This is a genomic window from Bradyrhizobium sp. LeoB3 (assembly GCF_055456055.1).
Genome location: NZ_JBVBEF010000082.1, coordinates 1 through 25780 on the forward strand (window position 1 = coordinate 1; position 25780 = coordinate 25780).

Consider the following 25780-nt stretch of genomic DNA (forward strand, 5'->3'; position numbering starts at 1 on the left):
CAGAGAAGCCCGATCATCCCGCCAACTTAGCCGAATCCGTCACATCATCAACTCGGACAAGGTTTTCGGTACACACAAGTATGAGCCGCTGCCTAAAGAATTGATCGCGGCGGTCGGCCTCAATTGGCTTCGAGAAGTATCTGCCGGACCAGTTATCGGGCGGCATGCGGCAGCGAGTCGGCATTGCGAGGGCTCTGTTGATGCGGCCCGAAGTGCTGTTGATGGACGAACCATTCGGGGCGCTCGACGCCCAGACGCGGCTCCAGATGCAGCAGTTGCTGTTGGACGTCTGGGAGAAATATCGCAAGACCGTCCTCTTCATCACGCATGACATCGACGAGGCTGTTTTCCTCGCTGACGTCGTTTATGTAATGTCCGCCCGTCCCGGCCGGATCGTCAGGGAGCTCCGAGTTTGCCTGCCGCGATCACGTACGACCGCTCTCGTGACCAGCGAGACGTTCAACCAGCTCCGGGTGAAGATTTTCGAAAGCATCGCCGCGAACCGATCTGCGTGACCGCCGCAATTGAATTGCCGTCCGCGCAGAACTCCAGCGATAAGATCGCAACTCGGACCGGCGCGCATCGGATGAACAGATGGGAAAGGTGGCGTCTAACACCGCGCGGACGCTCGATGTCAGCTTCGCCGCGGATAGATGATAATCGAGAGATACGTCATCGGCGCCTTGACGAGCTCTTCCGGCCCATGACGGGCGGCCGCGTCAAAGAAAAGCGCGTCGCCGGGCTCGAGCAGATAGCTACGATCGGCGTGTCGATAGCGCACTTTGCCGGTGAGCATGTAGATGAACTCCACACCGGCATGCCGGAAATCGGTGTAGGGAACGGCGTCACCCTTGAGCGTAATCAAATAGGGTTCGACGACGATATCGCCGCCGACGCTGTGCCCGAGCAGGTCATAGAGGTGCCCGGCCTTGGTGCCGCGTCGCTCGATCCGGACGCCCGTGCCCGCCTTCACGAAGGAGCAATCACGTTGCTCGGTGCTTTCGCGGAATAGACGGCCGATCGGTACATTCAAGGCCTTCGCCAGCGCTGATAGGGTCGCCAGAGAGGGTGAGATGGACCCGTTCTCGATCTTGGACATCATGCCGGCTGAAATACCAGCCGCCGCACCGAGCTCCATGACGGTGAGATCCAGCTCCTTCCTCAGTCGACGGACTTCGGCTCCGATTTCGGATTCAAGAGTGGGGGTTACTTCCTTCGGAGCTAGCGAACCGGTCAGGAGCTCCGTTTCTTGCCGCGGCGCGTCGGCTGTCGAACGCTTGCTGGCGCCTTTCGCCACGATGAAACCTCGCTGAGTTTGCGCCTTCGGCCTTGCAGCGCGAGCGCGGCGGCCGCGCCGACCGGATGAAGCAACAATGTCCTCTATACTGCGCCCCCGCAATCACGGCTAGCTGCCCGTAGCTTTCGCGACGATTTCCCACAGCGATCGCCGGCTGCGGCCGATTCCCAATGTGCGGAGCCCGTGCCGGGAGGTGATCCCTCCGCGCTGCCACAAAACTGTCCTGTTGCCTGGATTCTCGCCAGGGGCGGCCGTCCAAAAAGGGCGTTGCACCCACGTCCCGATCAGGACCCGCCGGGCTTCAATCGTATTTCCTTTGGAGAAATAATAGTTCCAATTTCGAAAAAGATTGGCACGAGACTTGTATGAACATTTGTTGCCTGTGAAGAAACTTGCCTCCGGCAAGCAGTGGAAGCGCCAATGAAGTTCATCATCGCTGTCCTTCGACCCACCAGATCGAAACTTGCCGGCAATTCGGCTCGCCGCATCGCGCGGTGCGATGACCAGCCGCGGTTTCAGCGCATCAAGAATATCGATTCAAGGCTTCGATCTGCCTCGGCGAAGCCTCGACTGATCAAGTCCAAAACGCGGCAATCCGAAATCCTAGGCTCTTAGGGAGATATTGTACCAATGCAGAAGATGCGTGACACAGCCCTCGCTGCTGTTGTGTTCCTGATGGCCGGCCTCGGCGAGGTGCTGGCACAATCCGCAACGCCCGCGCCGGCGGCGCCGGCTCCGGTCCTGAATTCCGGCGACTCGGCCTGGATGCTGACCTCGTCGTTGCTGGTGCTGATGATGCTGGTGCCTGGCCTTGCGCTGTTCTATGGCGGCATGGTGCGCAAGAAGAATGTGCTTGCCGTCTTGATGCAGTGCTTCTTCGCGGCCGGCATTCTGTCGGTGATCTGGATCGTGATCGGCTATACCCTGGCCTTCACCGAAGGCAATCCATTCTTCGGCGGCATGAGCAAGTTCATGCTGCAGGGGATCGCGCCCGACACGCTGGCGCCGGCGGCACAGACCATTCCCGAATTCGTGTTCGTGATGTTCCAGCTCACCTTTGCCATCATCACCCCCGTCATCATCCTGGGTGGCCCTGCGGACCGGATGAAGTTCTCGGCGGCGATGCTGTTCCTGTCGCTCTGGCTGGTGCTGGTCTATGCCCCGATCGCGCATATGGTCTGGGGGCCGGGTGGTTTCCTCGCCGACGCCGGCGTGCTTGATTTTGCGGGCGGCACGGTGGTGCATATCAATTCCGGCATCGCCGGCCTGATTGCCGCCCTGATGATCGGCAAGCGCCAGGATTTCGGCACCGACGCCGTCGTCCCGCACAATGTGCTCCTGACCATGATCGGCGGCGCCCTGCTGTGGGTCGGCTGGTTCGGCTTCAACGCTGGCTCCGCACTCTCTGCAGGGGGCTCGGCGGGGATCGCGATGATCAACACCCATGGCGCGACTGCGGCGGCGATCGTCGCCTGGAGCCTGGTGGAAGCGATCATGCGCGGCAAGCCAAGCCTGCTCGGCGCGGTCTCGGGTGCGATCGCGGGCCTCGTTGCCATCACGCCGGCCTGCGGCTTCGTCAGCGTCGGCGGCGCCTTGATCATCGGCTTTGCCGCCGGCGTCGCATGCTACTGGGGCGTGTCGGGTCTAAAGAACACCTTTGGCTATGACGATGCGCTCGACGTCTGGGGCGTCCATGGCGTCGGCGGCATCCTGGGTGCCATTCTGACCGGCGTGTTCGCGGTCGCCGCGATCGGCGGCACCGGGAAGGCCGGCCTAGTCGACGGCAACCCGGGTCAGGTCCTGCTCCAGCTCGAAGGCGTCGGCATGACCCTAGTCTGGTCCGGCGCGATCAGCTTCGTTCTTCTCAAGCTGATCGATCTCACGATCGGTCTGCGTGTCAGCAAGGAAAACGAGGAGATCGGCCTGGATCTCGCGCTGCATGGCGAGGCGATTCACGGCTGAGATTTCGAGCTTTCGAGATTGTCGCGGCAGCACGATCGTATCGTGCCGCCGCGACACTGTTTCGGGAGCTAGGTGAGCCGATTTCCAAATTCCGGATATCGATATTCTTGACGAGAAAGAAGTATTCTTTAGAGTAATTCCTCGGGGTGCATGGGCGCAAACCCCGTTGCGGAGGATGTCATGTGTGGAATCGTAGGGCTGTTTCTGAAGCAGCCGAAGCTTGAGCCGGAGCTCGGGGCGATGTTGTCGGACATGCTGGCCGTGATGAGCGATCGCGGTCCCGACAGCGCGGGCTTCGCGGTCTATGGCGATGGCCAAACGGGATGTGTGAAGCTGACGGTGAGTGGCGCGAGCGAAACCGCGCTGCGCGGATCGCTCACGGAGCTTGGGCGCGCTCTCGGAGAAAATTTGGTTTCGACTTTTCGGGACACGCACGCGGTCATTTTGCTCCCTGCGAGCAAGGAACGGCAGGCGCGCGGCTGGATCGCTGCACATGGCGACATCAGCTTTGTCGGGGCTGGGACGCGAATGGAGCTCTACAAGGAGGTCGGTCTACCGGAGCGAGTCGCGCAGCGGTTTGGGTTGGCCCGGATGGCAGGCAGCCACGGCATCGGCCACACCCGCATGGCGACGGAATCTGCAGTGACCACGCGCGGCGCTCATCCGTTCTCGACCGGCCTCGACCAGTGCCTCGTTCACAACGGTTCGCTCTCGAATCACAATGGTGTGCGTCGTGTCCTGCGTCGCGAAGGTATGACATTCGAAACCGAAAATGACACCGAGGTCGCAGCAGGTTATCTCAGCTGGAAGATCCGGGAGGGCGCCTCGCTCAAGGAAGCGTTGACGCAAAGTCTCGTTGATCTCGATGGCTTCTACACTTTCGTTGTGGGTACGGAGAGCGGATTTGCCGTGTTGCGCGATCCGATTTCCTGCAAGCCGGCGGTGATGGCCGAGACCAACGACTATGTGGCGTTTGGCTCGGAGTATCGCGCGCTCGCGATGTTGCCAGGCGTCGACAAAGCCAATCTCTTTGAGCCGAAGCCTGCAACCGTCTACGCGTGGGAGCGCGCCTGATGTCAACTTTTGATCTCGCTAAGGCGCCGCTGCGCGAACTCAACGCGGCCCTTCATTCGCTGCCGCCTTCCACCAACGAAACCCATTGGGTCGTGACCAATCCGGGTGGAAAGCATGCGATCGCCTGCGGCGTCGATGCGCCGATCACGATCGATATCGAGGGGCACGTCGGCTACTATTGCGGCGGCATGAACAAGGAAGCGACGATCGTCGTCTCGGGAAATGCGGGCGTCGGTGTTGCCGAGAACATGATGTCGGGCGAGGTTCGTGTCAAAGGAGACGCGAGCCAGGCTGCCGGAGCGACCGGCCGCGGCGGCTTGCTCGTGGTCGACGGCAACGCGTCCGCGCGCTGCGGAATCTCGATGAAGGGCATCGACATCGTCGTCAAAGGCTCGATTGGGCCGATGAGTGCCTTCATGGCGCAGGCCGGCAATCTCGTCGTGCTCGGAGATGCGGGCGATGCGCTCGGCGACTCCATCTATGAAGCCCGCCTGTTCGTGCGCGGCAGCGTAGCAAGCCTCGGAGCCGACTGTATCGAGAAAGAGATGTCGGCGGAAGATAAGTCGATTCTCAAGTCACTGTTGAAACGTGCGGACCTGAACGATTCGATCAGCCCCGATGACTTCAAGATGTTCGGCTCCGCTCGCCGCCTTTATCACTTCCACATCGACAACGTCGACGCCTACTGAGCAGGATTTCTGATGACCGCCCCGCCGCCCCATCGTACACCGCCTCGGTTTTCTGCTACCTTCAGCCCGCAGGCGATCGCTGAAATTCAGCGCGCCGCCGCGACCGGCATCTACGATATCCGCGGCGGCGGCGCCAAGCGTGCGCTGCCGCATTTCGATGATCTTCTGTTCCTAGGTGCCTCAATCTCGCGGTATCCGCTCGAAGGCTATCGCGAAAAATGCGGAACCGAGGTTGCGCTGGGCACGCGCTTCGCCAAGAAGCCGATCAAGCTCAAGATACCCGTCACCATTGCGGGAATGAGCTTTGGCGCACTGTCAGCGCCGGCCAAGGAAGCGCTGGGACGAGGCGCCTCCGCGGTTGGAACGTCGACCACCACCGGCGACGGCGGGATGACCGCCGAAGAGCGCGGTCATTCTTCCATCCTGGTCTATCAGTATCTGCCGTCGCGTTATGGCATGAACCCGGACGATCTGAGACGGGCTGATGCGATCGAGATCGTGATCGGGCAGGGTGCAAAGCCCGGCGGTGGCGGCATGCTGCTGGGCCAGAAGATTTCACCACGGGTGGCCAAGATGCGCACCCTCCCGGAAGGGATCGATCAACGCTCAGCCTGCCGGCATCCGGACTGGACCGGGCCTGACGATCTTGAGATCAAGATCGAGGAGTTGCGGGAGCTGACCGATTGGGAAAAGCCGATCTACGTCAAGGTTGGCGCCAGCCGTCCCTATTACGACACCGCGCTTGCTGCCAAATCAGGTGCCGACGTGATCGTGCTCGACGGTATGCAAGGCGGCACAGCCGCAACCCAGGAGGTCTTCATCGAGAATGTAGGCCTGCCGATCCTGGCGGCCATTCGACCCGCGGTGCAGGCGTTGCAGGATCTGGGCTTGCACCGCAAGCTGCAGCTGATCGTCTCCGGCGGCATCCGCACGGGCGCCGACGTTGCGAAGGCGCTGGCGCTCGGCGCGGATGCGGTGGCAATTGGCACCGCGGCGTTGATTGCCCTTGGCGACAATGATCCGCAGCTGCAGGCGGAGTACGAAAAGCTGGGCACCGTTGCCGGGGCCTATGACGACTGGCAGGACGGATTGGATCCTGCCGGCATCACCACGCAAGATCCAGTGCTGGCGGCACGACTTGACCCGGTCAAGGCCGGCCGGCGCTTGGCAAATTATCTCTCGGTGCTGACGCTCGAGGCGCAGACGATCGCGCGCGCCTGCGGAAAGAGCCATCTGCACAATCTCGAACCGGAAGACCTCGTCGCCTTGTCGATCGAGGCTGCGGCGATGGCGGGCGTGCCGCTCGCCGGAACCAACTGGATTCCGGGAATAACGAAATAGCGGACACGCAGCGCGCGAATCCAACTGACTGCAAGTTTCGATGCCGGGTGTTGACGCATCAAAGAGGTAACCATGGCCAATAGTCTTCATGCCACCGCGCAAGAGAGGGGCATCAAGTATTTTCTGATCTCGTACACCGACCTGTTTGGCGTGCAACGCGCCAAGCTTGTGCCAGCTGCAGCGATCGACGGCATGCTCAAGAGCGGGGCGGGCTTTGCAGGCTTCGCGACATGGTTCGACATGACGCCGGCCGACCCCGACATGTTCGCGATGCCGGATCCGGCAAGCCTGATCCAGTTGCCATGGAAGCCTGAAGTCGGCTGGCTTGCCGCAGATCCCTGGATGAACGGCGAGCCGGTCGCGCAAGCGCCGCGCAATCTCTTGAAGCGGTTGATCGCCGATGCCGCCGCCAAGGGCCTTGAGCTGAAATCTGGCGTCGAATGCGAGTTCTTCCTGATTTCGCGCGACGGGACCGGGATTTCCGATGATGCCGATCACCAGCCAAAACCCTGCTACGATCAGCAGGCATTGATGCGACGATACGACATCATTGCTGAAATCTGCGATTGCATGCTGTCGCTTGGCTGGAAACCCTACCAGAACGATCACGAGGACGCGAACGGCCAGTTCGAGATGAATTGGGATTTCGACTCGGCCTTGAAGACCGCGGACCGCCATGCGTTCTTCAAATACATGGTGCGTTCGATCGCGGAGAAACACGGATTGCGCGCAACCTTCATGCCGAAGCCGTTCGTCGACCTGACCGGCAACGGCTGCCACGCCCACGTCTCGGTGTGGCGCGATGGCCGCAATCTGTTCGAGGACGAAGCTGGCGAACTCGGCGTGTCAAAGCTCGGCTATCAGTTCCTGGGTGGCATCATGCACTCGGCCGATGCGCTGGCGGCTCTGCTCAATCCGACGGTCAACTCCTACAAGCGCATCAATGCGCCACGCACGACGTCTGGAGCGACCTGGGCGCCGAACTCGGTAACCTATACGGGAAACAACCGCACCCATCTCATCCGTATTCCCGAGGGCGGCCGCTTTGAGGTCCGCCTCGCCGACGGCGCGGTCAATCCTTATCTACTGCAGGCAGGATTGCTCGCCGCAGGGCTTGACGGGATCGACAACCAGCGCGATCCCGGCAGTCGTCTCGACATTAACATGTATACGGACGGTCATTCCGTCGAGGCCGGCAAGAAATTGCCGCTGAACCTGCTCGACGCGATCCGAGCACTGCGGTCGTCATCGGTGCTGTCGGATAAGTTGGGCGAGTTCGTACCGTGCTACGTCAAGCTCAAGACCGACGAATGGAATTCGTATGCACGCCATTTGACGGCATGGGAGCGCGAAACCACACTGGATTGCTGAGGGGCGTCAGCTAAGCCGGAAATCACAGGTTCACTGTGCCTTCCGGCGACGGATGGGGTTAGGTAGATCGGTGTTCCGGATCTCCGGCCGACCGGTCCGCGTAGTGTTCGATAGGCTTAGCTCTTGCCCGATCGTTCGACGGCGGACTGCAGCGTGTTTCGCAGCAGGCATGCGATCGTCATCGGACCGACGCCGCCGGGAACAGGAGTGATGGCGCTGGCAACGTCCCGGGCCTCTCCGAAGGCAACGTCGCCGACCAGCCGGCCTCTGGCCCCGCCTTCTGCCGGCAAACGGTTGATGCCGACGTCAATGACGATCGCGCCGGACTTGATCCAGCTGCCGCGGACCATCTCCGGTCGGCCGACCGCGGCGACCAGGATATCGGCCTGACGACAAAGTCCCGGCAAATCATGACTGCGCGAATGCGTCATCGTCACTGTGCAATCAGCCTGAAGGAGAAGCTGGGCGATCGGCTTTCCGACGATGTTCGAGCGCCCGACCACCACTGCGTGCTGGCCCGCCAGTCCCCTACGAACCGAACGGAGCAGTAGCATGCAGCCGAGCGGGGTGCAGGGGACGAGACTGGTAAGCCCGCGCATCAGGCGCCCGGCATTCTCAGGATGGAAGCCATCGACATCCTTCGCCGGATCGACCGACCGGATGATGGTGTCGGTATCGATGTGCGACGGCAGCGGGAGCTGAACCAGAATGCCATCGACCTCGTCGTCGGCGTTCAGCCGCCGGATCAGGGAGAGCAGCGCCTCCTGCGAGGTCTCGGCTGCTAGGCGATGCTCAAACGAGCGCATTCCGGTGGCGATGGTCTGGCGCGTCTTGGAGGCAACGTACACTTCGCTTGCGGGATCGTTGCCGACGAGCACGACAGCAAGTCCCGGTGCTCGGCCGCTCCGCCCCTGCAACTCCGCGACCCCCGCCGCAATCTTGAGACGCTCCTGCTCGGCGATCGCCTTGCCGTCGATATTGATCGCAGTCATGGGTTAGTCCTTGAAAACGACGGTCTTGGAGCCGTTCAGGATGATGCGGCCGTCGATATGCCAGAATACGGCCCGCGACAGCACTCGCCGTTCGATATCGCGACCTTTGCGAACGAGGTCGTCAGGTTGGTCATGATGCGAAACGCGTTCGACATCCTGCTCGATGATCGGACCTTCATCGAGATCTGGCGTCACATAATGGGCGGTAGCGCCGATCAGTTTGACGCCGCGGCCGTGCGCCTGGTGATACGGCTTGGCGCCCTTGAAGCCGGGAAGAAAGGAATGGTGGATGTTGATGCAGCGACCGGCGAGTTTCGCCGAAAGTTCGTCGGACAGGATCTGCATGTACCGGGCAAGAACGACGAGGTCGACTTTCCGATCCTCGACGATCTTCCAGATTTCCGCTTCCTGTTTGGATTTGGTCTGCGACGTAACGGGCAGGTACTCGAACGGAATAGTGCCGAGATCGTGATGCGTGAACGTCTCGATCGGATGGTTGGAGACGATGCCCGCAATATCGACCGAAAGTTCGCCAATCCGCCATTTGTAGAGTAGGTCCGCCAGGCAATGATCGAAACGGGACACCAGGATGAGCAGCTTGGGGCGCGCGGTGCGCGGACGAACCGTCCACTTCATTTTCAGCTCGTTGGCGACGATCGCGAAAGCTTCGCTGAAGCCTTCAGCATTGTCGGTCCCGACGAAGTTAAAGCGAATGCGGGCGAAGAAGGCGTTGGTCTCGACATCGTCGTACTGATGCGATTCCTGGATATTGGCGCCGGCCTCGAACAGCGTCTTGGCGACGGCGGCGACGATGCCAGGCTTGTTGGGACAAGAGAAGGTCAAAATGTAGCTGTCGGTGGACATGGGCGTCTCTTGGAACAAGGCTATGAAATTATTGAGCTGCTTGGGTTTGCCATTCGCAGCCGAACTCGGCGGCGCTGCTTGAGAACCAGCGCGAGAAGCTCTTGGCAAGGCTGCGGAACAAGGCGATTTCGAAGCAGGGGCTGCCGTCGCCGTTGTCTTCGCAACGCGAGATGGTGGCGCCGATATGGGCGACGATCGTGGTCGCGGCGGCTCCGATCTCGAACGCGCGAGGATGAAGGTCGATCTGAAAACCCTTGGCAAGGGTGTTCCTGACCGCATGGCCGCCGACGCGGAAAACCACATAGCCGCCGCTTTGGTCCGACACCGACGCGAGCGGCCCGACGATCTGTTTGAGTGACATGCCAAACAGCGGGCCTACGCCGCCGCTCATGGCGAGCCAGTAATTCGGGCCTATGGCCACGAAGGCGATCTCGCCCGCACGCACAATGGAAGGCGTCGTGGGTAGCTCAAGAAGGAAATGCTGCCTGATACGGTCGCGCAGCAGCGCGTGCTGTCCTTTGCGAGTCTGCATCGTCGCCAAGCCAAGTCCGCGCAACTCGCGGACGGTGACGCCGGCGCCAGGTTGCGATTGGCCAATGTCCAATAAAGCAGGACGTGATGATAAAGCAAGATCAGCCATGCAGACGCGTCCCTTCGGGATCGAAAAAGATAGGAGAGACGATTTCGACTTCGGTGTCGCGACCGCGGACCGGATCGTAAGCGCGCACGACCTCGCCGATCCGTGCCAAGCCATTCTTGATCAGGCCGAGGCCGATCCAATGCCCGAGCATCGGCGAGAAGGCGACGGAAGTGACGTAACCTTCGTCATTCTCTGTGTTCGGCTTCACGCCGAGGGCCAGAAAATGCGCGCCGCCGTGCAGTCGCGCGCTCTTGGCGACGGGTTTGATGCCGATCAGTGCCGGCCGCTCAGGGTCGGTGAGGCCCGGCCGCATTGCCAGCGTGCGGCCGATGAAGTCTTTCTTGCGCGACATCATCCGGCCGAGGCCGAGATCGGTCGCCGTCGTCGTGCCGTTCAGTTCGTTGCCGGCGACATGACCCTTCTCGATGCGCATCACGCCCAGGGCTTCCGTGCCATAGGGCACGATGCCGAGTGCGTTCCCGGCATCCATGACCGCCCGGATGGTGGCATCACCGAATTGCGCCGGCACCGCAAGCTCGTAGGCCAGTTCGCCGGAGAAGGAGACACGGAACAGGCGTGCCGGAACGTTGCGCCAACGGAATTCGATGCACCCGAGATAGGGAAGGGCGGCGTCGGAGACGTCTGCGGCATCACCGAGCAGCCGAGCCAGGAGCAGTCGGGAATGCGGTCCCGCAATCGAGTATTGCAACCATTGCTCAGTGACGGACACGAGCTGAACGTCCAACTCAGGCCAGAGGATCTGGCGTGTATGCTCAAGATGTTGCATGACCTTGGCCGCATTCGCGGTCGTCGTCGACACGACATAGTGGTCGTCCGCTAAGCGCGCCGCGGTGCCGTCGTCCATAACGATGCCGTCCTCGCGTAGCATTAGGCCGTAGCGGACCTTGCCGATTGGAAGCGTCGAAAACATGTTGATGTAGACGCGGTCCAGGAATGCAGCCGCATCGTTGCCCTGGATATCGATCTTGCCAAGAGTGGAGACGTCGCAGACGCCGACTTTGCTGCGAACCTCTCGGACCTCGCGCGACACTGTCGTCAGCCAGTCGGCTTCGCCAGGTCGAGCGAACCATTGCGCGCGGAGCCACTGCCCGGCCTCCACAAACGTGGCGCCGCGCTCTTCGGCCCAGCCATGGCTTGCGGTCAAGCGCGTTGGCTTGAACTCCAAACCACGATGGTGACCGGCGAGTGCACCGATCGCGACTGGCGTATAGGGTGGCCGGAACACGGTTGTGCCGACTTCTGACATCGAGCGCCCGGTCAGTTGCGCCATCAAGGCATGGCCGTTGACGTTCGACGTCTTGCCCTGATCGGTGGCCATGCCGAGGGTGGTATATCGCTTCAGCAATTCAACCGACCGAAAACCTTCGCGGGCGGCGAGTGCGACGTCGTCGCTTGTAACGTCGTTCTGGAAATCGACGAATGCCTTCGATCGGCTGTCGGCGACGTACCAGAAAGGCTTGGAGCCGATCGTCTCATCATCTGCCTGAGGCGGAGGATGATTTTTCACGGCAAATCCCGCCGCCTCGGCCGCTGCAGCGCCAGCTGAATCGCCCTCGCGAAGGGCATCAGCTAGCGCAAATGATCCCTGCGCGGCGCCGGCGACCGTCATGCCGGGAGGAGGCGTATTTGGAACGAATCCCCCCAGCGTGTCCGACCAGTTCGGTTGACCTCCGAGGTGGGTCGTCAGGGCGAGATTGGGATTCCATCCGCCGGACATGGCGAGCACGTCGACCGCAATGTCGCTCGTCCGTCCATCCGCCGTGTGAATGGAGATGGCCTTGAGATCTTGGCTTCCGCTCGTCTGGATAACCTGTGCGCCCGCAAAGACCCGAATTCCCAACCGGCTCGCCTTCTCGATGAGACGGGGGGCGATCTCCGTTCGCATGTCGACAATGACTTCGACGGGAGTGTTGCCCCCGAATAGGTCGAAAGCAGTCCTCCACGCGTCGTCGCAGCCTGTGAAGATCGCGGCGCAGCGGCCGGCCGGTACGGCAAACCGGTTCAGATAGGTGCGAACCGCCGAAGCCATCATCACGCCGGGCCGGTCGTTGCCGCCGAACACGATGGGTCGCTCGATCGCGCCCGTAGCAAGGACCGCTCGTTTGGCGACGATCTTCCAAAGCCGCTGCCGGGGCTGATGCGGCGCCGGGACCGGAAGATGGTCGGAGACACGCTCGACCGCGCCGTAGGTTCCGCCGTCATAGACGCCGAACACCGTCGTCCGGCGCAGCACACGAACATTCGTCAGGCCGTCGAGGGAAAGACTCGCATGGTGTGCCCACGTGGAGCCACTTTCGCCTCCGATTTCCCTAATGTCCCCATTGAGGCGGCCTCCAAGGACGTAGTCCTCGTCGCACAGGATAACGCGCGCGCCCGATCGGCCCGCGCTCAATGCCGCGGCAAGCCCGGCCGCACCGCCGCCGACAACGAGTACGTCACAGAACGCGTACAGCTTTTCGTAGACGTCCGGATCGGCTTCCGTGCTGGCGCGTCCGAGACCGGCGGCGCGCCGGATCGCTGGTTCGTAGACCTTCTCCCAGAAGGAGGCGGGCCACATGAAGGTCTTGTAGTAGAAGCCAGCGGCGAAAAATGGCGAGAGCAAAGAATTGACCGCGCCCACGTCGAATGTCAGCGAAGGCCAACGGTTTTGACTTTGCGCGTCGAGACCGTCGAACAGCTCGACGACAGTCGCTCGTGTGTTCGGTTCCCGCCGCGCACCGCTCCGCAACTCGACCAGCGCGTTTGGTTCCTCGCTGCCCGCAGTCAGGATGCCGCGCGGCCGATGATACTTGAACGAGCGGCCGACGAGCTTGACGCCGCTGCCAAGCAGAGCGGAGGCGAGCGTATCTCCTGCATAGCCGTGATAGCGCTTGCCGTCGAAAGTGAAGCTGAGCGGCTTGCTGCGATCGATCAGGCCACCCTTCTCAAGCCGGTTGGGCTTCACTTGCGATGCTGTCCCACTCATGAAGGCTCTCCGGCTGCAAAGGTTGCGCCGAAGATTTCATGAGTACGGGTGTCGCGGGTAACGCTAAGCCAGCTTCGGCATCCGCCGGCGTGATACCAGAGTTCCTTATGACGACCCGCCGGATTGTCGCGCAGATAGACTGCTTGATAGAAAGGCTGCAGCGTATCCGACGTTGATGCCTCGGGTCGGCGCGTGGCATCGCCATGGTAGGCGAACTCGCCTACATCACGCGGGCCGCAGAAGGGACATTCGATTCGCATGTCGGTTCTCAATGCAGGTTCGGTTGGGCGCCCTGGCCCTTTTCGTCAATGAGATGGCCGGTCTCGAAGCGATCGAGACGGTAGGCGGCCGCGACCGGGTGCGGCTCATCGCGCGCAAGCAGATGCGCGAAGCACCACCCTGAAGCCGGCGTTGCCTTGAAACCGCCGTAGCACCAGCCGGCGTTGAGATAGAGGCCGTCGACTGGTGTCTTGTCCATGATCGGCGAGCCGTCCATCGACATGTCGACCAGCCCGCCCCAAGAGCGCAGCATGCGCACCCGCCCGATTGCAGGCATCAGGGCCATGCCGCCTTCGCAAACGTCCTCAACGGTCGGCAGGTTGCCGCGCTGGGCGTAGGAGTTATAGCCGTCGATGTCGCCGCCGAAGACCAGACCGCCCTTGTCGGACTGACTGATATAGAAATGACCGGCACCGAAGGTGACGACGCCCGGAATGAAAGGTTTGATCGCCTCCGAGACGAAGGCCTGCAGCACATGGCTTTCGATCGGAAGTCTCAAGTCAGCAAGTGCCGCGACGCGCGAGCTACTCCCGGCGACGGCCAGCCCAACCTTGGTGGCGCCGATCCCGCCCCTGGTCGTCTCGACCCCGACGACACGGCCGCCCTCACGCAGGAAGCCGGTGACCTCGCAGTTCTGGATGATATCGACCCCGCGATCGCTAGCACCGCGGGCGTAGCCCCACACGACTGCATCATGTCGGGCGGTGCCGCCCCGTCGCTGCAGCAAGCCACCTTTGATCGGAAAGCGGGCATTGTCGAAATCGAGCATTGGAAGCATGCGACGCACCGCGGCCGCATCGAGCAGCTCGGCATCGGCGCCGGCGAGGATCATGGCGTTGCCGCGCCGCGCGAAAGCATCGCGCTGGGCGTCCGAGTGATAGAGGTTGAGCACCCCGCGCTGGCTGACCATCGCATTGTAGTTGAGGTCCTGCTCAAGCCCTTCCCAGAGCTTCATCGACCATTCGTAGAAGGGCTCGTTACCGGGCAGGAGATAGTTCGAGCGGACTATCGTGGTGTTCCGTCCGGCATTGCCGGAGCCGATGTAGCCTTTCTCGAGCACTGCGACGTTTTGGATGCCGTGCTCTTTGGCGAGGTAATAGGCGGTGGCAAGGCCGTGTCCGCCACCACCGACGATGATGATGTCGTAGCGCGGGCGGGGAGCCGCATCACGCCACGTAGGCTGCCAATCGCGATGTCCGCGGAGAGCTTGCCGAGCGAGGTTCAGGAAGGAGTAGTGCATGGGAGCCGAGCCGTCTCGAGCCGAACTTGTGAGAGGCATCATGCGCTGCTATGGCTGACGTCAGATGGCAAAAAACGACCAAAAGATTTCTGTTGGCGACATCACGCGGCCGCGGCGGATCGGTTTCCTGCTGATTCCCGGCTTTGCACTGATGTCTTATGCATCGGCAGTAGAACCGCTGCGCGCCGCCAATGTGCTGACCGGCAAGAACCTCTATCGTTGGCGGCACATCGCCATCCGCGGCAGCGATATTGCCGCCTCAAACGGCGTCCGTGTTCAGGCCGACGCCAGCATCAATAATGCCGGCCGCCTTGATGCGATCGTGGTTTGCGCAGGCGGTAATCCGCAAGCCTTCGATCACACGCCGACGCTTACCTTTCTGCGGAAGGTCGCCCGCCACGGGGTGCAATTGGGCGGCGTGTCAGCGGGCCCTTATCTCCTTGCGCAGGCCGGGCTGCTTGAGGGATATCGATGCACCGTGCATTGGGAGCATATCCCAGCCTTTACCGAGACGTTTCCGTTCTTGCACCTCAGCCGCTCATTGTTCGAGATCGACCGTGATCGCTTCACTTGTGCCGGTGGTATCGCTGCGTTGGACATGATGCACGCCATCATCCGCATCGATCACGGCGCGGCGCTAGCCTCGGCTGTCAGCGACTGGTTTCTTCAGACGGAAGTGCGCCGTGGCGAAGTCGCCCAACGGCTATCGCCCACGGAACGATTCGGAGTCCATCATCCCAAACTGATTCAAACGTTGTTGCGGATGGAAGGGGAGATCGAAACGCCCCTGTCGCCGCGCGAACTGGCCAAGTTCGCAGGTGTGTCCTTGCGACAGCTTGAACGCCTGTTCGCGCGCCATCTCGGCACTACGATCCACCGACAGTACCAACGGACACGGCTTGAACACGCCAGAGTCCTATTGCGGCAGACAACGAAGTCGATCAGGGAGATTGCGCTTGCAACCGGCTTTGCGCTACCGACCCAGTTCTCAAAAAGCTACAGGCGGCATTTTGGGCTGGCGCCGGCTCATGAGAGGAGAGTTACTTCGGTCCGTTCACAGCTACAGGACGATCAAGCTTCTTAGGAAAGATCTCTTTGAAGTCCCTCCAACCCTTCGAGGATGTAGCGGCAGGAAGCTTGTAGGGGGCGGCTTTCTTCCGCTTGGCCAAGCGCCGTTCTTTGGAATCGGAGCTTATTTAGCCGGCGCAGCGCTGATCGCCACAGGCGGCCGCGGCGTGCTATTGCCATTCGCCTTCCTCGGGGCCGCGCTTATCGCCGCTGCTTGCATTGACCGTCGGATACCTGGTTTTCAGCCGCCGCGCGAGCAGCGGAACGCACTTCCCGCGACTGCGTGAGCGGCTGCAACAGAAATCCGGTACACTTTCCGGCGGCGAAGGAAAAATTCTCTCATTCTGCCGGACCGTTGCCGATAGGAAGCGGGTAACTATTCTTGATGAGCCAACAGAGGGCGTCCAGCATGAGAACATTGAACAAATGGCACATGCCGTGAATGCGACGAAAAAAACCGGCGCGAGCTTTCTTGTGTTTGAGCAAAATCTGAGCTTCGTCGCTTTGGTTGCGGATGCGGTTCATCTCATCGAAACCGGTCGCAGTGTTCTCGATATCCCCAACGATCCCGAAATGCGTCAACGCATCGAACCCTTGCTCCGGATCTGATTGGTATCGCGCAAGTTGATCTCTGAAGAATGTGGAGAGCCCGAAGCCTGTTTCTCTCTCGGCAGTTGACGCAGTCAAAGTCCACCAGAAGTCAAGTCCTGGAGTAACGCCGGTTGGCATGCAGCTTCGGGCTGCAAAGCTTTCAATCGCGAAGTAGCTCGGGGCGGCAAAGTCGCATCGCTATGATCGCTTCGGCAGTGCTCTCGTTGGCGCCCGGTACGGGCTTCGGGAAGGAGCGAGCTGTGCACAGGGCGATCCCCAAGCGGCGGTGGCGCATCTGGTCCGGCAGCTCGGGCTCGAGCTCGCCCGCTTCGGCATCACCGTCAATGCGATCCAGCCGGGGCCGTTCGAAACCCGGATCACGACGCCCGAGCTGCTGCCGCTGTTCAAGCAAAGCTCGCCCAGCCGGCTGGAAGAGATCGAGGGTGTCGCGTTGTTCTTCGCCTCCGACGCGTCGAGTTTCGTGACCGGCGCTCAGTACAACATCGACGGCGGACAGCTTCTCGGCCGGGCCGACTAGGCGGCCGGGGCTGCCGCACGCGCGGCGGCGACATCCCCGGTGTGCTCGAAGGCATAGAGGCGGCACGCGACGCCGGCCTCAAGGTGAAGATCAACACGGTGGCGCTGAGGGGCATCAACGAAGCGTCTCTCGAAGACCTGGTCGAGTGGTCACATGCAAAGGGCATGGACCTAACACTTATCGAAACCATGCCTCTGGGCGATACAGGCGAGGATCGGACGGATCAGTACGTGCCGCTGTCAGGGGTCCGATCTCAGTTTGAGAAGCGCTACGCACTTGTCGATCTGCCCGATTCGACCGGCGGCCCAGCGCGATATGTCCGCGTATCCGAGACCGGAGGCCGCCTTGGCTTCATCACACCGCTTACCCATAATTTCTGCGAGGCTTGCAACCGAGTCAGGGTCTCGTGCGACGGGACGCTCTTCATGTGTCTTGGGAGGGATGACCGGGTTGACCTGCGACAGGCGGTCCGCGCGTCACCGTCCGATGTGCTTTTGAACGAAGCGATCGATGGCGCAATGCGCGTGAAGCCTCGCGGCCATGAATTCGTCATCGACCACCGTAGACAATCGCCGGCGCTCAGCCGCCATATGTCAGTGACGGGTGGCTGATGTTCGCATCCGTTGCACTGTTCGATTCTGACCGCGAGGCGCCCGCTCCCGATCGCGAGTCGCGCTACCGAATCCTGGCCGCTCTCGTCTACAATGAGCAGTCGTATCCGGACCAAATTTTTAAGCGGGTCGTTGATCGCTGCCGATTGCAAGGGACCCGCATGGCAGGGGTCATTCAACGTCGTGCCCGCGATCCCGGCCATAGCTGCGACATGCTGCTCGAGGATCTGGCGACCGGACGGCAAACGTCGATTTTCGCGGACCGCGGCCACGGCGCTAAGGGGTGTCAGCTGGACGAAGATGCCATGCTGCAGATGGTGTCAGAGATCGAGTTGGCGCTTAAGAACGGCTCGGATCTTGTGGTACTGAACAAGTTTGGCAAGGTGGAAGCGGAAGGCAGGGGCATGCGTGATCTTATCGCGCAAGCGGTCTGTCTGGATACTCCCCTGATCGTGGGGTTCCGGCGCGCAACTTGCAGGCCTAGAGAGAGTTTGTGAGAGAATTTTCAGTTGAGCTGAACAGTTCAGACGACGTCGACGAGTGGCTCGGACGCCATTTGGCAAAGCGCGGGTGACCGAGACACCGTCAAGGAACGGAACACTAAAGTGGTTCCCTTCGGGCTGACTGTGAGTTGGAGTTTCTCGTTTGATGAGCAAAGCCTTCGTCAAGGAATTGGATGCTGACGATCTCGAAGAGCTCCCGGAGCGACCGCTTTCCAAGCATCCGAACGACGTCACCGCGGCTGGCCTGGTGCAGATCGAACAGGCCCTCGCGGCGGCCAGCGAAGCCTACGCCGCCGCGAGGGCCTCAGCCGACCGCGCGGCGCTTGCCGCCGCGAGCCGCGACTTCCGCTGCTGGTTCGCTCGGCGCGCTACGGCACGCGTGGCACCCCCGCCGCAGTCGATTGCTCGGAAGTGCGCTTCGGCACGTCAGTGACGATCCTGCGCGACGATGGCCGGGAGCAGACGTTCCGGATCGTCGGTGGAGGGGGGCGACGAGCAATCGACGCCTCTCCTCGACTCTGTAATCCGAGCTGGGTGGAATTCCGACGAGAGACACCGCGCCTACCGACGATGGCGGACCGAAAAATGCGCGCCTTCGATTTTCCGCGACGAAAGCCGCTTTCACCCGACCCGGTAGCCCGAGGTCCTTCAATATTCCTCTATGAGCGTAGAGCTGCGCTTGCCCGGGCAGTCACGGACTGCCCTATTAGATGAGGTATCGTAGGTTTGATTGGTGTGTGGAAAGGCGGTAGCGGACCCCCGCTACCAATCCTGCGATTTTACCCGCCAAGCTACGATCTTGTACGATTTCGCGCCCTTGATGGTAACGGGCTATTGCAGGGGCCGGAATTGTCTCCCAGAGAGAGATGCCGCTCCCCTGCTTCACCAAGGTGATCGACTCCGCGGTCAAAACGCTGTGCCGCAAGCGCTCGACCTCCGTTGAGAACTGAGCGAATCTTCCCCAGCGCATTTCGCCTGAGGCGGGGCTTGTCAGAAACCTTCAGCTCTTCGCGCCAGAACCTCTAAGAGCATTCCAGGCCGCCTGATTGGCCAGATCGAACGCCTTGCGGGACTCCGCGAGCGCTCCGCTCAGCACCGACCAGGACTCGCCGCCAGCCTGCTTCAGCTTCTGCAAGCGCGCTTCGGCCTCCGTTGCGTCAGACTTCAGCTGCTTGAGTGCGGCATCGAAATCCCCGGTATGCGTTGCGGCAACTTTGCCCGCGGCTTCACGGAACTTGTCGACGGCCTCGCGCCAGGCCTTTGCCTGCGCGGCGGCGATGTCTTTGAAGGTCGCTTGTTGCTGTTCGATCTGTCTGCCGGCGCTTTCGAAATAGGTCTGCATCTGCGCTTCGAAGCCGTTCCACTGCTTTTCGAGTTCCGTCCTGTTGCGTGCCCAGGCCGCTTCGCCGGCTTCGGCTTGTGTCTTGAGCTGCGCCTGGAATTCGTCGCGACGCTTCTTCAGATCGGCGATGATCTGCTCGGCTTTGACCTTGTTTTCGGCCTTAGCCTCGCCGGCCTTGACCTCGAACGAGGCGAGAGCGGCATCCGCATTGAAGATCTCCTCGCGTCTACGCAGGGCGTTGGCCTGGCTGTTGCCGTCCGCGAGATCGAGCTGGAAAGGGCGGCTGGGCCTGAATCGAGCAGCTTCTTTGAGAGAAGACATGATAAGGCTCCGTGAATTGAGGGCTATGCGGCCGTCCAGCCTCCATTCATCGAGAGGTTGGCTCCCGTGATCTGAACGGCATCGTCGCTGCACAGGAACAGCGCGAGCGAAGCAACCTGCTCGACGGTGACGAATTCCTTGGTCGGCTGCGCAGCGAGTAGGACGTCGCTGATGACCTCGTCCCTCCGCATGCGACGAGCCGCCATAGTGTTTGGAATTTGCCTTTCCACGAGCGGCGTCCAGACGTAGCCGGAGCCGATACAGTTGCAGGTGATCTTCGAGCGGGCGAGTTCCCGCGCGACCGTCTTGGTGAGGCCCGCAATACCGTGCTTGGCCGCGACATCGGTGGACTTGAAAGGCGGCGACCAGCGAATGCGCCGAAGCCGTTGTGATGATGCGGCCCCAGCCGCGCGTCTTCATGCCTGGTACCGCCGCACGGATGGCATGGAAGGCGGCGGACAAGTTGATCGCGATGATCGCATCCCACGTCTCGGCAGGGAAGTCCTCGACCGGCGAAACGTGTTGGATGCCGGCGTTGTTGACCAGAATGTCAACGCCACCGAAGGTCCTTTGGCCAAGAGCGATGAGCTAGACGATCTCGCTCGGTTTCGTCATGTCCGCAGGCGAGTAGATCGCCTTGACAAAAAAATCGCGCTCGATCGCAGCACGCGTTTTCTCGACATCGCCGGGCGCGCCCATGCCGTTGATCACCACGTTCGCGCCGTCGCTGGCGTAGGCCTGCACGCAAGCGAGGCCAATGCCGCTGGTCGAGCCCGTGACGATTGCGGTCTTGCCGTTCAGAGTTCCCATCGTACACTTCCTCGTAACATGCGAATAGGATCGGCGCTCCGGCTCGATGCGACGCGCAGTTGAAGTTAAAAGGCCAGAGCTCTTTCACCTGCTCGTATCGAGCCGCGAGCCGGCTGGTGCAGATAGTCGTGTACCACGGTCCCGAGGCCGAGCGTGAGGTCGGCGCAGATGTGGACGGCGGAGACGATCTCAAGGACCGGCAGTTCGGCAACCGGCGCCAACGCATGTGGCGTCAGGGCAAGCGCCGCCGGTCCGGTCCAGGCGCCCTTCAGCACGATGTCCTCGAGCCGGTATTGAACGATCTCGCAGATCCGCGGGCTGCCGTCGACGTGCGGGATGATCTTGAGCAGGAAGTTCGGCCCGTTAAGCGCAGCCTTGACCTTCGCCAGATCGGCCTCGCAGTGCTTGTAGCCCATCGTCCCAGTCGCGACCCGCACGGGGCCGTAATCCAGCGTGCCGATCAACGTATCGATCTCGGTTCGCAGGGTCGGTTGCGCAAGCTTCTTCGGAAAGCCCCAGAGCTCGCGTCCGCCCGCAATCGGTCCTTCGTCGTTGAGAAACATGCAATGTGTGTAGCCGCCCTTGCGTCCACGGAAGGAGACGGGGATGACCTGTCCGCTTTCCGTGTAGTCGCCAAAGCCGTTGGAATCGGGCATGCGGATGAACTCGTATTTGACGAGAGCTTCTCGCTCGTCGACCTCGAGCGGATCCGGAACCACTGCCCGGAGCTTTGTCGGATCAGTACGATAGGTGATGATCAGGTATTCGCGATCGACGAACCGGTATGGCCCGGGCGGGTAAGCCGGGCTGGTCAGCGGCATGGCAAAAGCCCGTCGTTTCACATCAGTCTCGCGCATTTGGGTTATCTCCAGGCGATGAGGTTGGGTTACTCGCGGCCGTCGTGTTCGAGATCGAAGGTAAAGACTCCGTCCGGGCTCGAAGGCCGAGCGAGCACCTCGGGATGGCGCAGAGTGCGCAGAGCGTCGTGGTAGCCGGCTTGCCAATGGTCCTGCATTGACAGGCGCGAGAACTCGTAATCCTTGGAGTGCCCCTCGTGATTACGCGCGCGATAGATCAGGTGGACGATATTGTAGACGTTCCGCGAGACCGCCGTGTTGAGCAGTTTCACGGTCTCATGCTGACTGAGATCGTCGGGCAGCCTCCCCAGTAGATCCGTTAGTGCGCGCCGCAGGCGCTGCACATGCTTGAACTGGTCGGTGCTGGCGCGCGTGCGGCTCGAATACTGGATTTCCTTGTGCCGCGTGACGACCTCAGCCATGTTGCGGGGAAGTTGACCGCGCGCGCTCCAGAGGTCGACCTGGAATGCGAGCATGTCCTGCGGAGCATCAGATTCGATTACCCATTGCAGCGGCGTGTTTGAGACGAGACCGCCGTCCCAATAGTGCTCGCCCTCGATCTCCACCGCCGGAAAGCCTGGCGGCAACGCGCCGCTCGCCATGATGTGCTCGGGTCGAATCGTATGGGTGGTATTGTCGAAATAGACGAAATTACCCGTTCGGACGTTGACCGCGCCGGCGCTGAAGCGCGTCAGACCGGCATTGATACGATCGAAGTCAACCAGGCGCTCCAGCGTTGTCTTGAGCGCGCGCGTGTCATAGATGCTGGTCGCATCGCTGGCTCCGCCGGGCTGCAGCCAGGGCAGGACGGGACGGGCAGAGAAGAATCCGGTAGCGCCACACGTGGCCGCCAGACCGGCGCTCATCTGGTTAATGAGGTTTCGCGTATTGTCGCTCCGCGTCCAATCCAGGAAGGGATTGCCGGACCAATCCCAGGGCGCGGTCGAGGTGACTTGGGTCCAAAAATCGCGCAGGCGGTCAACACGGGACTCGGGCGGGTTGCCGGCGATGATGGCGGCATTGATGGCCCCGATCGATATGCCAGCAACCCAGTCGGGATGAATGCTGGCTTCGGCCAAGGCTTCGTACACGCCCGCCTGGTACGCGCCAAGCGCACCTCCGCCTTGCAGCAGCAGCGCGATGCAGTCGAAAGGAAGCTGCCGTTGTGCCGATGATAGCTGTGATCGAGGCTGGAAGTTCATGGCTTGTGTGCTCTTTGAGTGCTGATGAACATGCTCGTGTTAATGGCGACTCGTGTCTTGCTTTCCGATCTTGGGAGGCTCGAGCAGCACCTCCTTCAAATGGTCCCCGGAGGCGACGACGATCACGAAGTTGAGTTTGCCATCCTGTCGTATCAGTCCACCGGCCAGCGCGCTGCCGGCCGCGGCTTTCTCGGCGACCTGCACGGCATCGGACAATTCGGGCTTGATCCCCTTCAAGGCAAGGATGTTGGCGAGGTCCTCCCGATCGAGTTCCTGCAGCGACGACGTCATCTCCTTCCCGGTAATGCTCTCGGTATTTGCGTCGATGGCGTTCTCCCAAACGTGCTCATTCCGGGTCGTGCGAACGCGGTAGACGGGCTGGCTGTCGATCTCGAAGCTGATGTAGGCGGTCTTCGAACCGTCATGCAGGCGCTCCGCGATCGCGATCGCCCGGCTGAGCGGGACGCGTATCGTGCGGAATTCCGAGAGAACGCGCTGGATAGCGGCCTCCTCGGCTTGGCTTTGCGCGCTCGTGCTTCGGCTGTCTGCATCTGCAGATTTTTGAACGTCAGCGACGGCGGCTGTCGCGGCGAGCGTGGCGGACCACATGATCAGGGCAGACAAGTGCTGCTTCGACATCGGATCAATCTCGGTCTGGTTGGTCAATCGCCTGCGGCGGCCGCGTGAGCGACGACGATCTCCTTGTCGGAGAGCGTAGGCGGCGACTGATTTGTATCGATCAAGACGCGCTCCGGCCCCTTCACGTCCGAGTCGATGCGGATCGGAGGCCGCGCAGTATCCGGCTCCGCGAAGCGGCTTGGCGGTTGGGCCGGGAGCACCCAGCCGCTCGCCCAAAGCAAGCAGAGCAGGGCGCCGCCGACCGACAGAAAATAGCCGCGCAAGGGAAGGGCGGTCCCGTTCGATCGGCTCGCATGCATTGACATGACGGATCGTCGGCTCACGGCACGCGGCTCCCCGACAACGGCATTACTCTGTCGCATCGTCAGATACGCCACGGGCGCGGATGCCGGCGCGCACGTTCGGCGTCGAGATAGCCACGCTCGTCGAGCCATTCGGTTGGACAATAGGCTGCGGCCTTTGGATCGATCATGAGTCCGTCACGCTGGAGCGCTCTCCGTGTTCCGGTCACACCGGTCCACACGACTTCGCCGCTGGTCCGGTCCACTTCCATCCCGTCAAAGACTTCGATGAAGTTCAGCATCTCGGTTCCCACTTCTCCCTCACGCCGTGTGCGTCAGCCGGTCGATTTCATCAAGCGCAATGCCTCTGCGCGCGAGTTCGGACTCGATCACGTCGAACACGCATTCGACCGGCGCGGTCCAGACGTTGACCCAATAGATGATGCAGTCGCGGGCGATCAGCAGCGCCGGTGTCATGCGACCGTCCTCCGCTCCAGCCGGATAGGGGTCGGCTGGCGCGCGGCAAGCCAATGAGCCCACGCGATCATCGCGACCGTGATGCCAAGCAGCAGGCTCAGGGCCACGAGGCAGAGCGCGACAAAGAAGTTCAGCGAAGCGGCGGCGAGGCCGGGCAACGGATTTTCGCGCATCAACGCGAACAGCAGTGTTGACATTCCGCGCCTCCTTAATAAAATACACCGTATAGTTCATATAAATCACGCGCCAGTGCCTGAGTCAAGACGAGTGCGTCACAAGCGCGTGTGCAGGATCAAGGCGGCGAGGCTCCGCCAGGTTCAACCAGAAGCCTCGAGCAGAGAATGGATCTGACATGACGAGATTGATGCCGGCGTTATTCGCAGCGGCCGTAGTCGCGCTTGGCAGCGCAGCAGGTTTTGCCCAGGCGAACCGGGGCACACTCGAGCAGCGAGCGGCTTGCATCCCCGACGCCTTTCGCCTGTGCAGTGCCTACATTCCCGATCCATCGGGAGTCGAAGCGTGTCTGCGCCTCAGGAAATCGGATCTGAGCGAAGGCTGTAAGGCTGTGTTCGAGCAGGCATCCACCGGATCAGTCAGGGGCAGATAACGAACGACGTTGCGGCGTGATGTGACCAGGCACTGCCTTGAACCACATCCGCACTGCGACAGGAGACAGGAGCGATCTTATGAGCACGGTATACATCCCGGCCTTGGCTGCCTTCGGCGGCTCTGCGTTCGGCGCGGTCTCGACCATCGTCAGTGGATGGTTTAGCGGACGCCGAAGGCGTCGCGAGCGTCATCATGCCCGCTCGTTTTCGAAGCGCGAACAATTGTACCATAGCTTCATCGAGGAGGCATCACGCCTCTATGCCGACGCGCTGGTCAATGATCAGGCCGAAATACCGCAACTGGTCAGCTTCTATACGCTGGTCGGACGCATGCGGATCTTGTCGAGCAACGAGGTCGTTCAGGCCGCCGAGAGAACCGGGCACTTGATCATCGAAGCGTATCTCTCGCCAAATCGCACATTCGTCGATCTCCCCAAATTCATCGAGGAAATGGATCCCTTGCGCGATTTCGGAGAGGCCTGCCGCCGCGAGTTGGTGAACCTTCCGGCGCAGTGAGAGACGTTATGAGCGATCAGATTGACGACCGAATGAGGAGCGCCCGCCGCAGGATCGTGCAGGCCGCCATCCATCTCTATGGCGAGATGGGACACAACAAGACCACCGTCGCCGACATCGCGCGGAGTCTGTCGATGTCTTCGGCGAGCGTCTATCGAATCTTTCCCTCGAGGCGGGCGATCGAGGAGGCTGTGGTGGAGGAGGTGCTCCAGGAGGTGGTCAGTGCGGCGGCTGAGGCGGCTGGCGGCAGTGGACCAGCGTTACGGCGCCTGACCGCAATCCTGAAGGCCATTGCCGACTGCAATGAAGCTCGACCGGCGAAGCATCGACGACTGCAGGACCTGATAGCTCTGGCCGTCCGTCAGAACGGACGGTCGTTCTCGCCTACGACGACAGGATCCGAGGGCTGGTGCGACCGATCATCGGCAACGGGCAAGCACGGGGCGAACTGCAAGGTGGCAGTCCGATGGCGCTGACCTGCTGCCTGCTGGAAGCCATGGATGTCTATATCAACCCATCGCGGGTCGGCGCTGCGACGCTGCGGCCAAGCTTCGACGAGATGTTGAGATTTTGTATCGGCGCTTTGCGTCGCACGCCACTGCAGCCGGCCGAGATGGCAGCTCACGTGCAGCTCAAGGCCGCCGGTTAATGCGAATGCTTCTAAGCCAACCGTCTAAAAAA

General features: G+C 61.5%; 28 protein-coding genes and 3 pseudogenes. 15 read left to right on the forward strand and 16 right to left on the reverse strand.

The window, feature by feature from the left end; all coding sequences use genetic code 11:
• Positions 1–140 precede the first annotated feature (140 nt).
• Entirely contained in the window at positions 141–515 is a 375-nt protein-coding gene (locus ACZXDY_RS34605; RefSeq protein WP_464348639.1) for an ABC transporter ATP-binding protein, read from the forward strand.
• Between the two features lie 119 nt (positions 516–634).
• Here the strand turns inward: ACZXDY_RS34605 and ACZXDY_RS34610 are convergent, their stop codons facing one another.
• Positions 635–1297, reverse strand: a complete 663-nt coding sequence (locus ACZXDY_RS34610; protein WP_456645577.1) for a helix-turn-helix domain-containing protein — start codon at positions 1295–1297, stop codon at positions 635–637.
• Between the two features lie 630 nt (positions 1298–1927).
• Here ACZXDY_RS34610 and ACZXDY_RS34615 point away from each other — a divergent pair.
• The 5 genes from ACZXDY_RS34615 to glnT all read left to right on the forward strand — a co-directional run bounded on the left by ACZXDY_RS34615 (position 1928) and on the right by glnT (position 7734).
• A complete protein-coding gene (locus ACZXDY_RS34615) occupies positions 1928–3259 on the forward strand; it encodes an ammonium transporter (RefSeq protein ID WP_464348614.1) in 1332 nt (443 codons plus the stop codon).
• A 180-nt stretch (positions 3260–3439) separates the two neighbouring features.
• On the forward strand, positions 3440–4333 hold the full coding sequence (locus ACZXDY_RS34620) for a class II glutamine amidotransferase (protein WP_456645575.1): 894 nt from the start codon (positions 3440–3442) through the stop codon (positions 4331–4333).
• On the forward strand, positions 4333–5022 hold the full coding sequence (locus ACZXDY_RS34625) for a GltB/FmdC/FwdC-like GXGXG domain-containing protein (protein ID WP_456645574.1): 690 nt from the start codon (positions 4333–4335) through the stop codon (positions 5020–5022). The genes ACZXDY_RS34620 and ACZXDY_RS34625 overlap by 1 nt, the downstream gene beginning before the upstream one ends.
• Positions 5023–5034: 12 nt before the next feature.
• A complete protein-coding gene (locus ACZXDY_RS34630) occupies positions 5035–6363 on the forward strand; it encodes an FMN-binding glutamate synthase family protein (protein ID WP_464348615.1) in 1329 nt (442 codons plus the stop codon).
• A gap of 72 nt (positions 6364–6435) precedes the next feature.
• Positions 6436–7734: a type III glutamate--ammonia ligase gene (gene glnT, locus ACZXDY_RS34635; protein ID WP_464348616.1), complete on the forward strand. Its 1299-nt coding sequence runs from the start codon at positions 6436–6438 to the stop codon at positions 7732–7734.
• A 116-nt stretch (positions 7735–7850) separates the two neighbouring features.
• Here glnT and folD read toward each other — a convergent pair whose 3' ends face one another.
• Genes folD through ACZXDY_RS34665 form a run of 6 tightly spaced genes read right to left on the reverse strand, consistent with a single transcriptional unit; the run spans position 7851 to position 14735 of the window.
• A complete protein-coding gene (gene folD / locus ACZXDY_RS34640) occupies positions 7851–8726 on the reverse strand; it encodes a bifunctional methylenetetrahydrofolate dehydrogenase/methenyltetrahydrofolate cyclohydrolase FolD (RefSeq protein ID WP_464348617.1) in 876 nt (291 codons plus the stop codon).
• A gap of 3 nt (positions 8727–8729) precedes the next feature.
• A complete protein-coding gene (purU, locus tag ACZXDY_RS34645) occupies positions 8730–9590 on the reverse strand; it encodes a formyltetrahydrofolate deformylase (protein WP_464348618.1) in 861 nt (286 codons plus the stop codon).
• A gap of 28 nt (positions 9591–9618) precedes the next feature.
• Positions 9619–10230, reverse strand: a complete 612-nt coding sequence (locus ACZXDY_RS34650) for a sarcosine oxidase subunit gamma (RefSeq protein WP_464348619.1) — start codon at positions 10228–10230, stop codon at positions 9619–9621.
• Entirely contained in the window at positions 10223–13216 is a 2994-nt protein-coding gene (locus ACZXDY_RS34655; protein ID WP_464348620.1) for a sarcosine oxidase subunit alpha family protein, read from the reverse strand. The genes ACZXDY_RS34650 and ACZXDY_RS34655 overlap by 8 nt, the downstream gene beginning before the upstream one ends.
• Positions 13213–13476 carry a sarcosine oxidase subunit delta gene (locus ACZXDY_RS34660; RefSeq protein ID WP_456646772.1) on the reverse strand — a complete coding sequence of 88 codons (264 nt, stop codon included), beginning with the start codon at positions 13474–13476 and terminating at the stop codon, positions 13213–13215. The genes ACZXDY_RS34655 and ACZXDY_RS34660 overlap by 4 nt, the downstream gene beginning before the upstream one ends.
• Positions 13477–13484: 8 nt before the next feature.
• Entirely contained in the window at positions 13485–14735 is a 1251-nt protein-coding gene (locus ACZXDY_RS34665) for a sarcosine oxidase subunit beta family protein (RefSeq protein ID WP_464348621.1), read from the reverse strand.
• A 64-nt stretch (positions 14736–14799) separates the two neighbouring features.
• Between ACZXDY_RS34665 and ACZXDY_RS34670 the strand changes: the two genes are divergently transcribed.
• The 6 genes and pseudogenes from ACZXDY_RS34670 (at position 14800) to ACZXDY_RS34695 (ending at position 18479) form a co-directional block, all read left to right on the forward strand.
• Complete coding sequence (locus ACZXDY_RS34670) at positions 14800–15819, forward strand: GlxA family transcriptional regulator (protein WP_464348622.1); 1020 nt, start codon at positions 14800–14802, stop codon at positions 15817–15819.
• Positions 15820–16022: 203 nt separating this feature from the next.
• The gene (locus tag ACZXDY_RS34675) at positions 16023–16412 is read left to right on the forward strand and encodes an ATP-binding cassette domain-containing protein (protein ID WP_464348623.1); all 390 of its coding nucleotides are present in this window, start codon (positions 16023–16025) and stop codon (positions 16410–16412) included.
• A gap of 265 nt (positions 16413–16677) precedes the next feature.
• A pseudogene (locus ACZXDY_RS34680) lies at positions 16678–16932 on the forward strand (SDR family oxidoreductase); the annotation flags it as partial.
• Between the two features lie 17 nt (positions 16933–16949).
• A pseudogene (locus ACZXDY_RS34685) lies at positions 16950–17543 on the forward strand (GTP 3',8-cyclase MoaA); the annotation flags it as partial.
• A complete protein-coding gene (locus ACZXDY_RS34690) occupies positions 17543–18040 on the forward strand; it encodes a DUF2478 domain-containing protein (protein ID WP_464348624.1) in 498 nt (165 codons plus the stop codon). The pseudogene ACZXDY_RS34685 and the gene ACZXDY_RS34690, both read left to right, overlap by 1 nt.
• 151 nt (positions 18041–18191) lie before the next feature.
• Positions 18192–18479, forward strand: coding sequence for a hypothetical protein (locus tag ACZXDY_RS34695; RefSeq protein ID WP_464348625.1), 288 nt, complete (start codon positions 18192–18194; stop codon positions 18477–18479).
• A gap of 567 nt (positions 18480–19046) precedes the next feature.
• Here the strand turns inward: ACZXDY_RS34695 and ACZXDY_RS34700 are convergent.
• The 9 genes and pseudogenes from ACZXDY_RS34700 to ACZXDY_RS34740 all read right to left on the reverse strand — a co-directional run bounded on the left by ACZXDY_RS34700 (position 19047) and on the right by ACZXDY_RS34740 (position 24172).
• The gene (locus tag ACZXDY_RS34700; protein ID WP_464348626.1) at positions 19047–19709 is read right to left on the reverse strand and encodes a sll1863 family stress response protein; all 663 of its coding nucleotides are present in this window, start codon (positions 19707–19709) and stop codon (positions 19047–19049) included.
• A 23-nt stretch (positions 19710–19732) separates the two neighbouring features.
• Positions 19733–20519, reverse strand: a pseudogene (locus tag ACZXDY_RS34705) (3-hydroxybutyrate dehydrogenase).
• Positions 20520–20584: 65 nt separating this feature from the next.
• Complete coding sequence (locus tag ACZXDY_RS34710) at positions 20585–21376, reverse strand: acetoacetate decarboxylase (RefSeq protein ID WP_464348627.1); 792 nt, start codon at positions 21374–21376, stop codon at positions 20585–20587.
• 29 nt (positions 21377–21405) lie between these two features.
• Positions 21406–22578 carry a DUF3734 domain-containing protein gene (locus ACZXDY_RS34715; protein WP_028161463.1) on the reverse strand — a complete coding sequence of 391 codons (1173 nt, stop codon included), beginning with the start codon at positions 22576–22578 and terminating at the stop codon, positions 21406–21408.
• 39 nt (positions 22579–22617) lie between these two features.
• Positions 22618–23217: a PepSY domain-containing protein gene (locus tag ACZXDY_RS34720; protein ID WP_464348628.1), complete on the reverse strand. Its 600-nt coding sequence runs from the start codon at positions 23215–23217 to the stop codon at positions 22618–22620.
• Positions 23218–23240: 23 nt separating this feature from the next.
• The gene (locus ACZXDY_RS34725) at positions 23241–23522 is read right to left on the reverse strand and encodes a hypothetical protein (RefSeq protein WP_464348629.1); all 282 of its coding nucleotides are present in this window, start codon (positions 23520–23522) and stop codon (positions 23241–23243) included.
• A 59-nt stretch (positions 23523–23581) separates the two neighbouring features.
• The gene (locus tag ACZXDY_RS34730; protein ID WP_464348630.1) at positions 23582–23800 is read right to left on the reverse strand and encodes a hypothetical protein; all 219 of its coding nucleotides are present in this window, start codon (positions 23798–23800) and stop codon (positions 23582–23584) included.
• Between the two features lie 19 nt (positions 23801–23819).
• Positions 23820–23975 carry a hypothetical protein gene (locus ACZXDY_RS34735; protein ID WP_464348631.1) on the reverse strand — a complete coding sequence of 52 codons (156 nt, stop codon included), beginning with the start codon at positions 23973–23975 and terminating at the stop codon, positions 23820–23822.
• The gene (locus tag ACZXDY_RS34740) at positions 23972–24172 is read right to left on the reverse strand and encodes a hypothetical protein (protein WP_464348632.1); all 201 of its coding nucleotides are present in this window, start codon (positions 24170–24172) and stop codon (positions 23972–23974) included. Before ACZXDY_RS34740 ends, ACZXDY_RS34735 begins: the two co-directional genes overlap by 4 nt.
• Positions 24173–24661: 489 nt before the next feature.
• Here ACZXDY_RS34740 and ACZXDY_RS34745 point away from each other — a divergent pair, with 489 nt between their 5' ends.
• The 3 genes from ACZXDY_RS34745 to ACZXDY_RS34755 are packed head-to-tail and all read left to right on the forward strand — an operon-like array spanning position 24662 to position 25748.
• Entirely contained in the window at positions 24662–25099 is a 438-nt protein-coding gene (locus ACZXDY_RS34745; RefSeq protein WP_245475014.1) for a hypothetical protein, read from the forward strand.
• 8 nt (positions 25100–25107) lie between these two features.
• A complete protein-coding gene (locus ACZXDY_RS34750; protein WP_464348633.1) occupies positions 25108–25575 on the forward strand; it encodes a TetR/AcrR family transcriptional regulator in 468 nt (155 codons plus the stop codon).
• Positions 25566–25748 carry a hypothetical protein gene (locus ACZXDY_RS34755; protein ID WP_464348634.1) on the forward strand — a complete coding sequence of 61 codons (183 nt, stop codon included), beginning with the start codon at positions 25566–25568 and terminating at the stop codon, positions 25746–25748. The genes ACZXDY_RS34750 and ACZXDY_RS34755 overlap by 10 nt, the downstream gene beginning before the upstream one ends.
• Positions 25749–25780 lie beyond the last annotated feature (32 nt).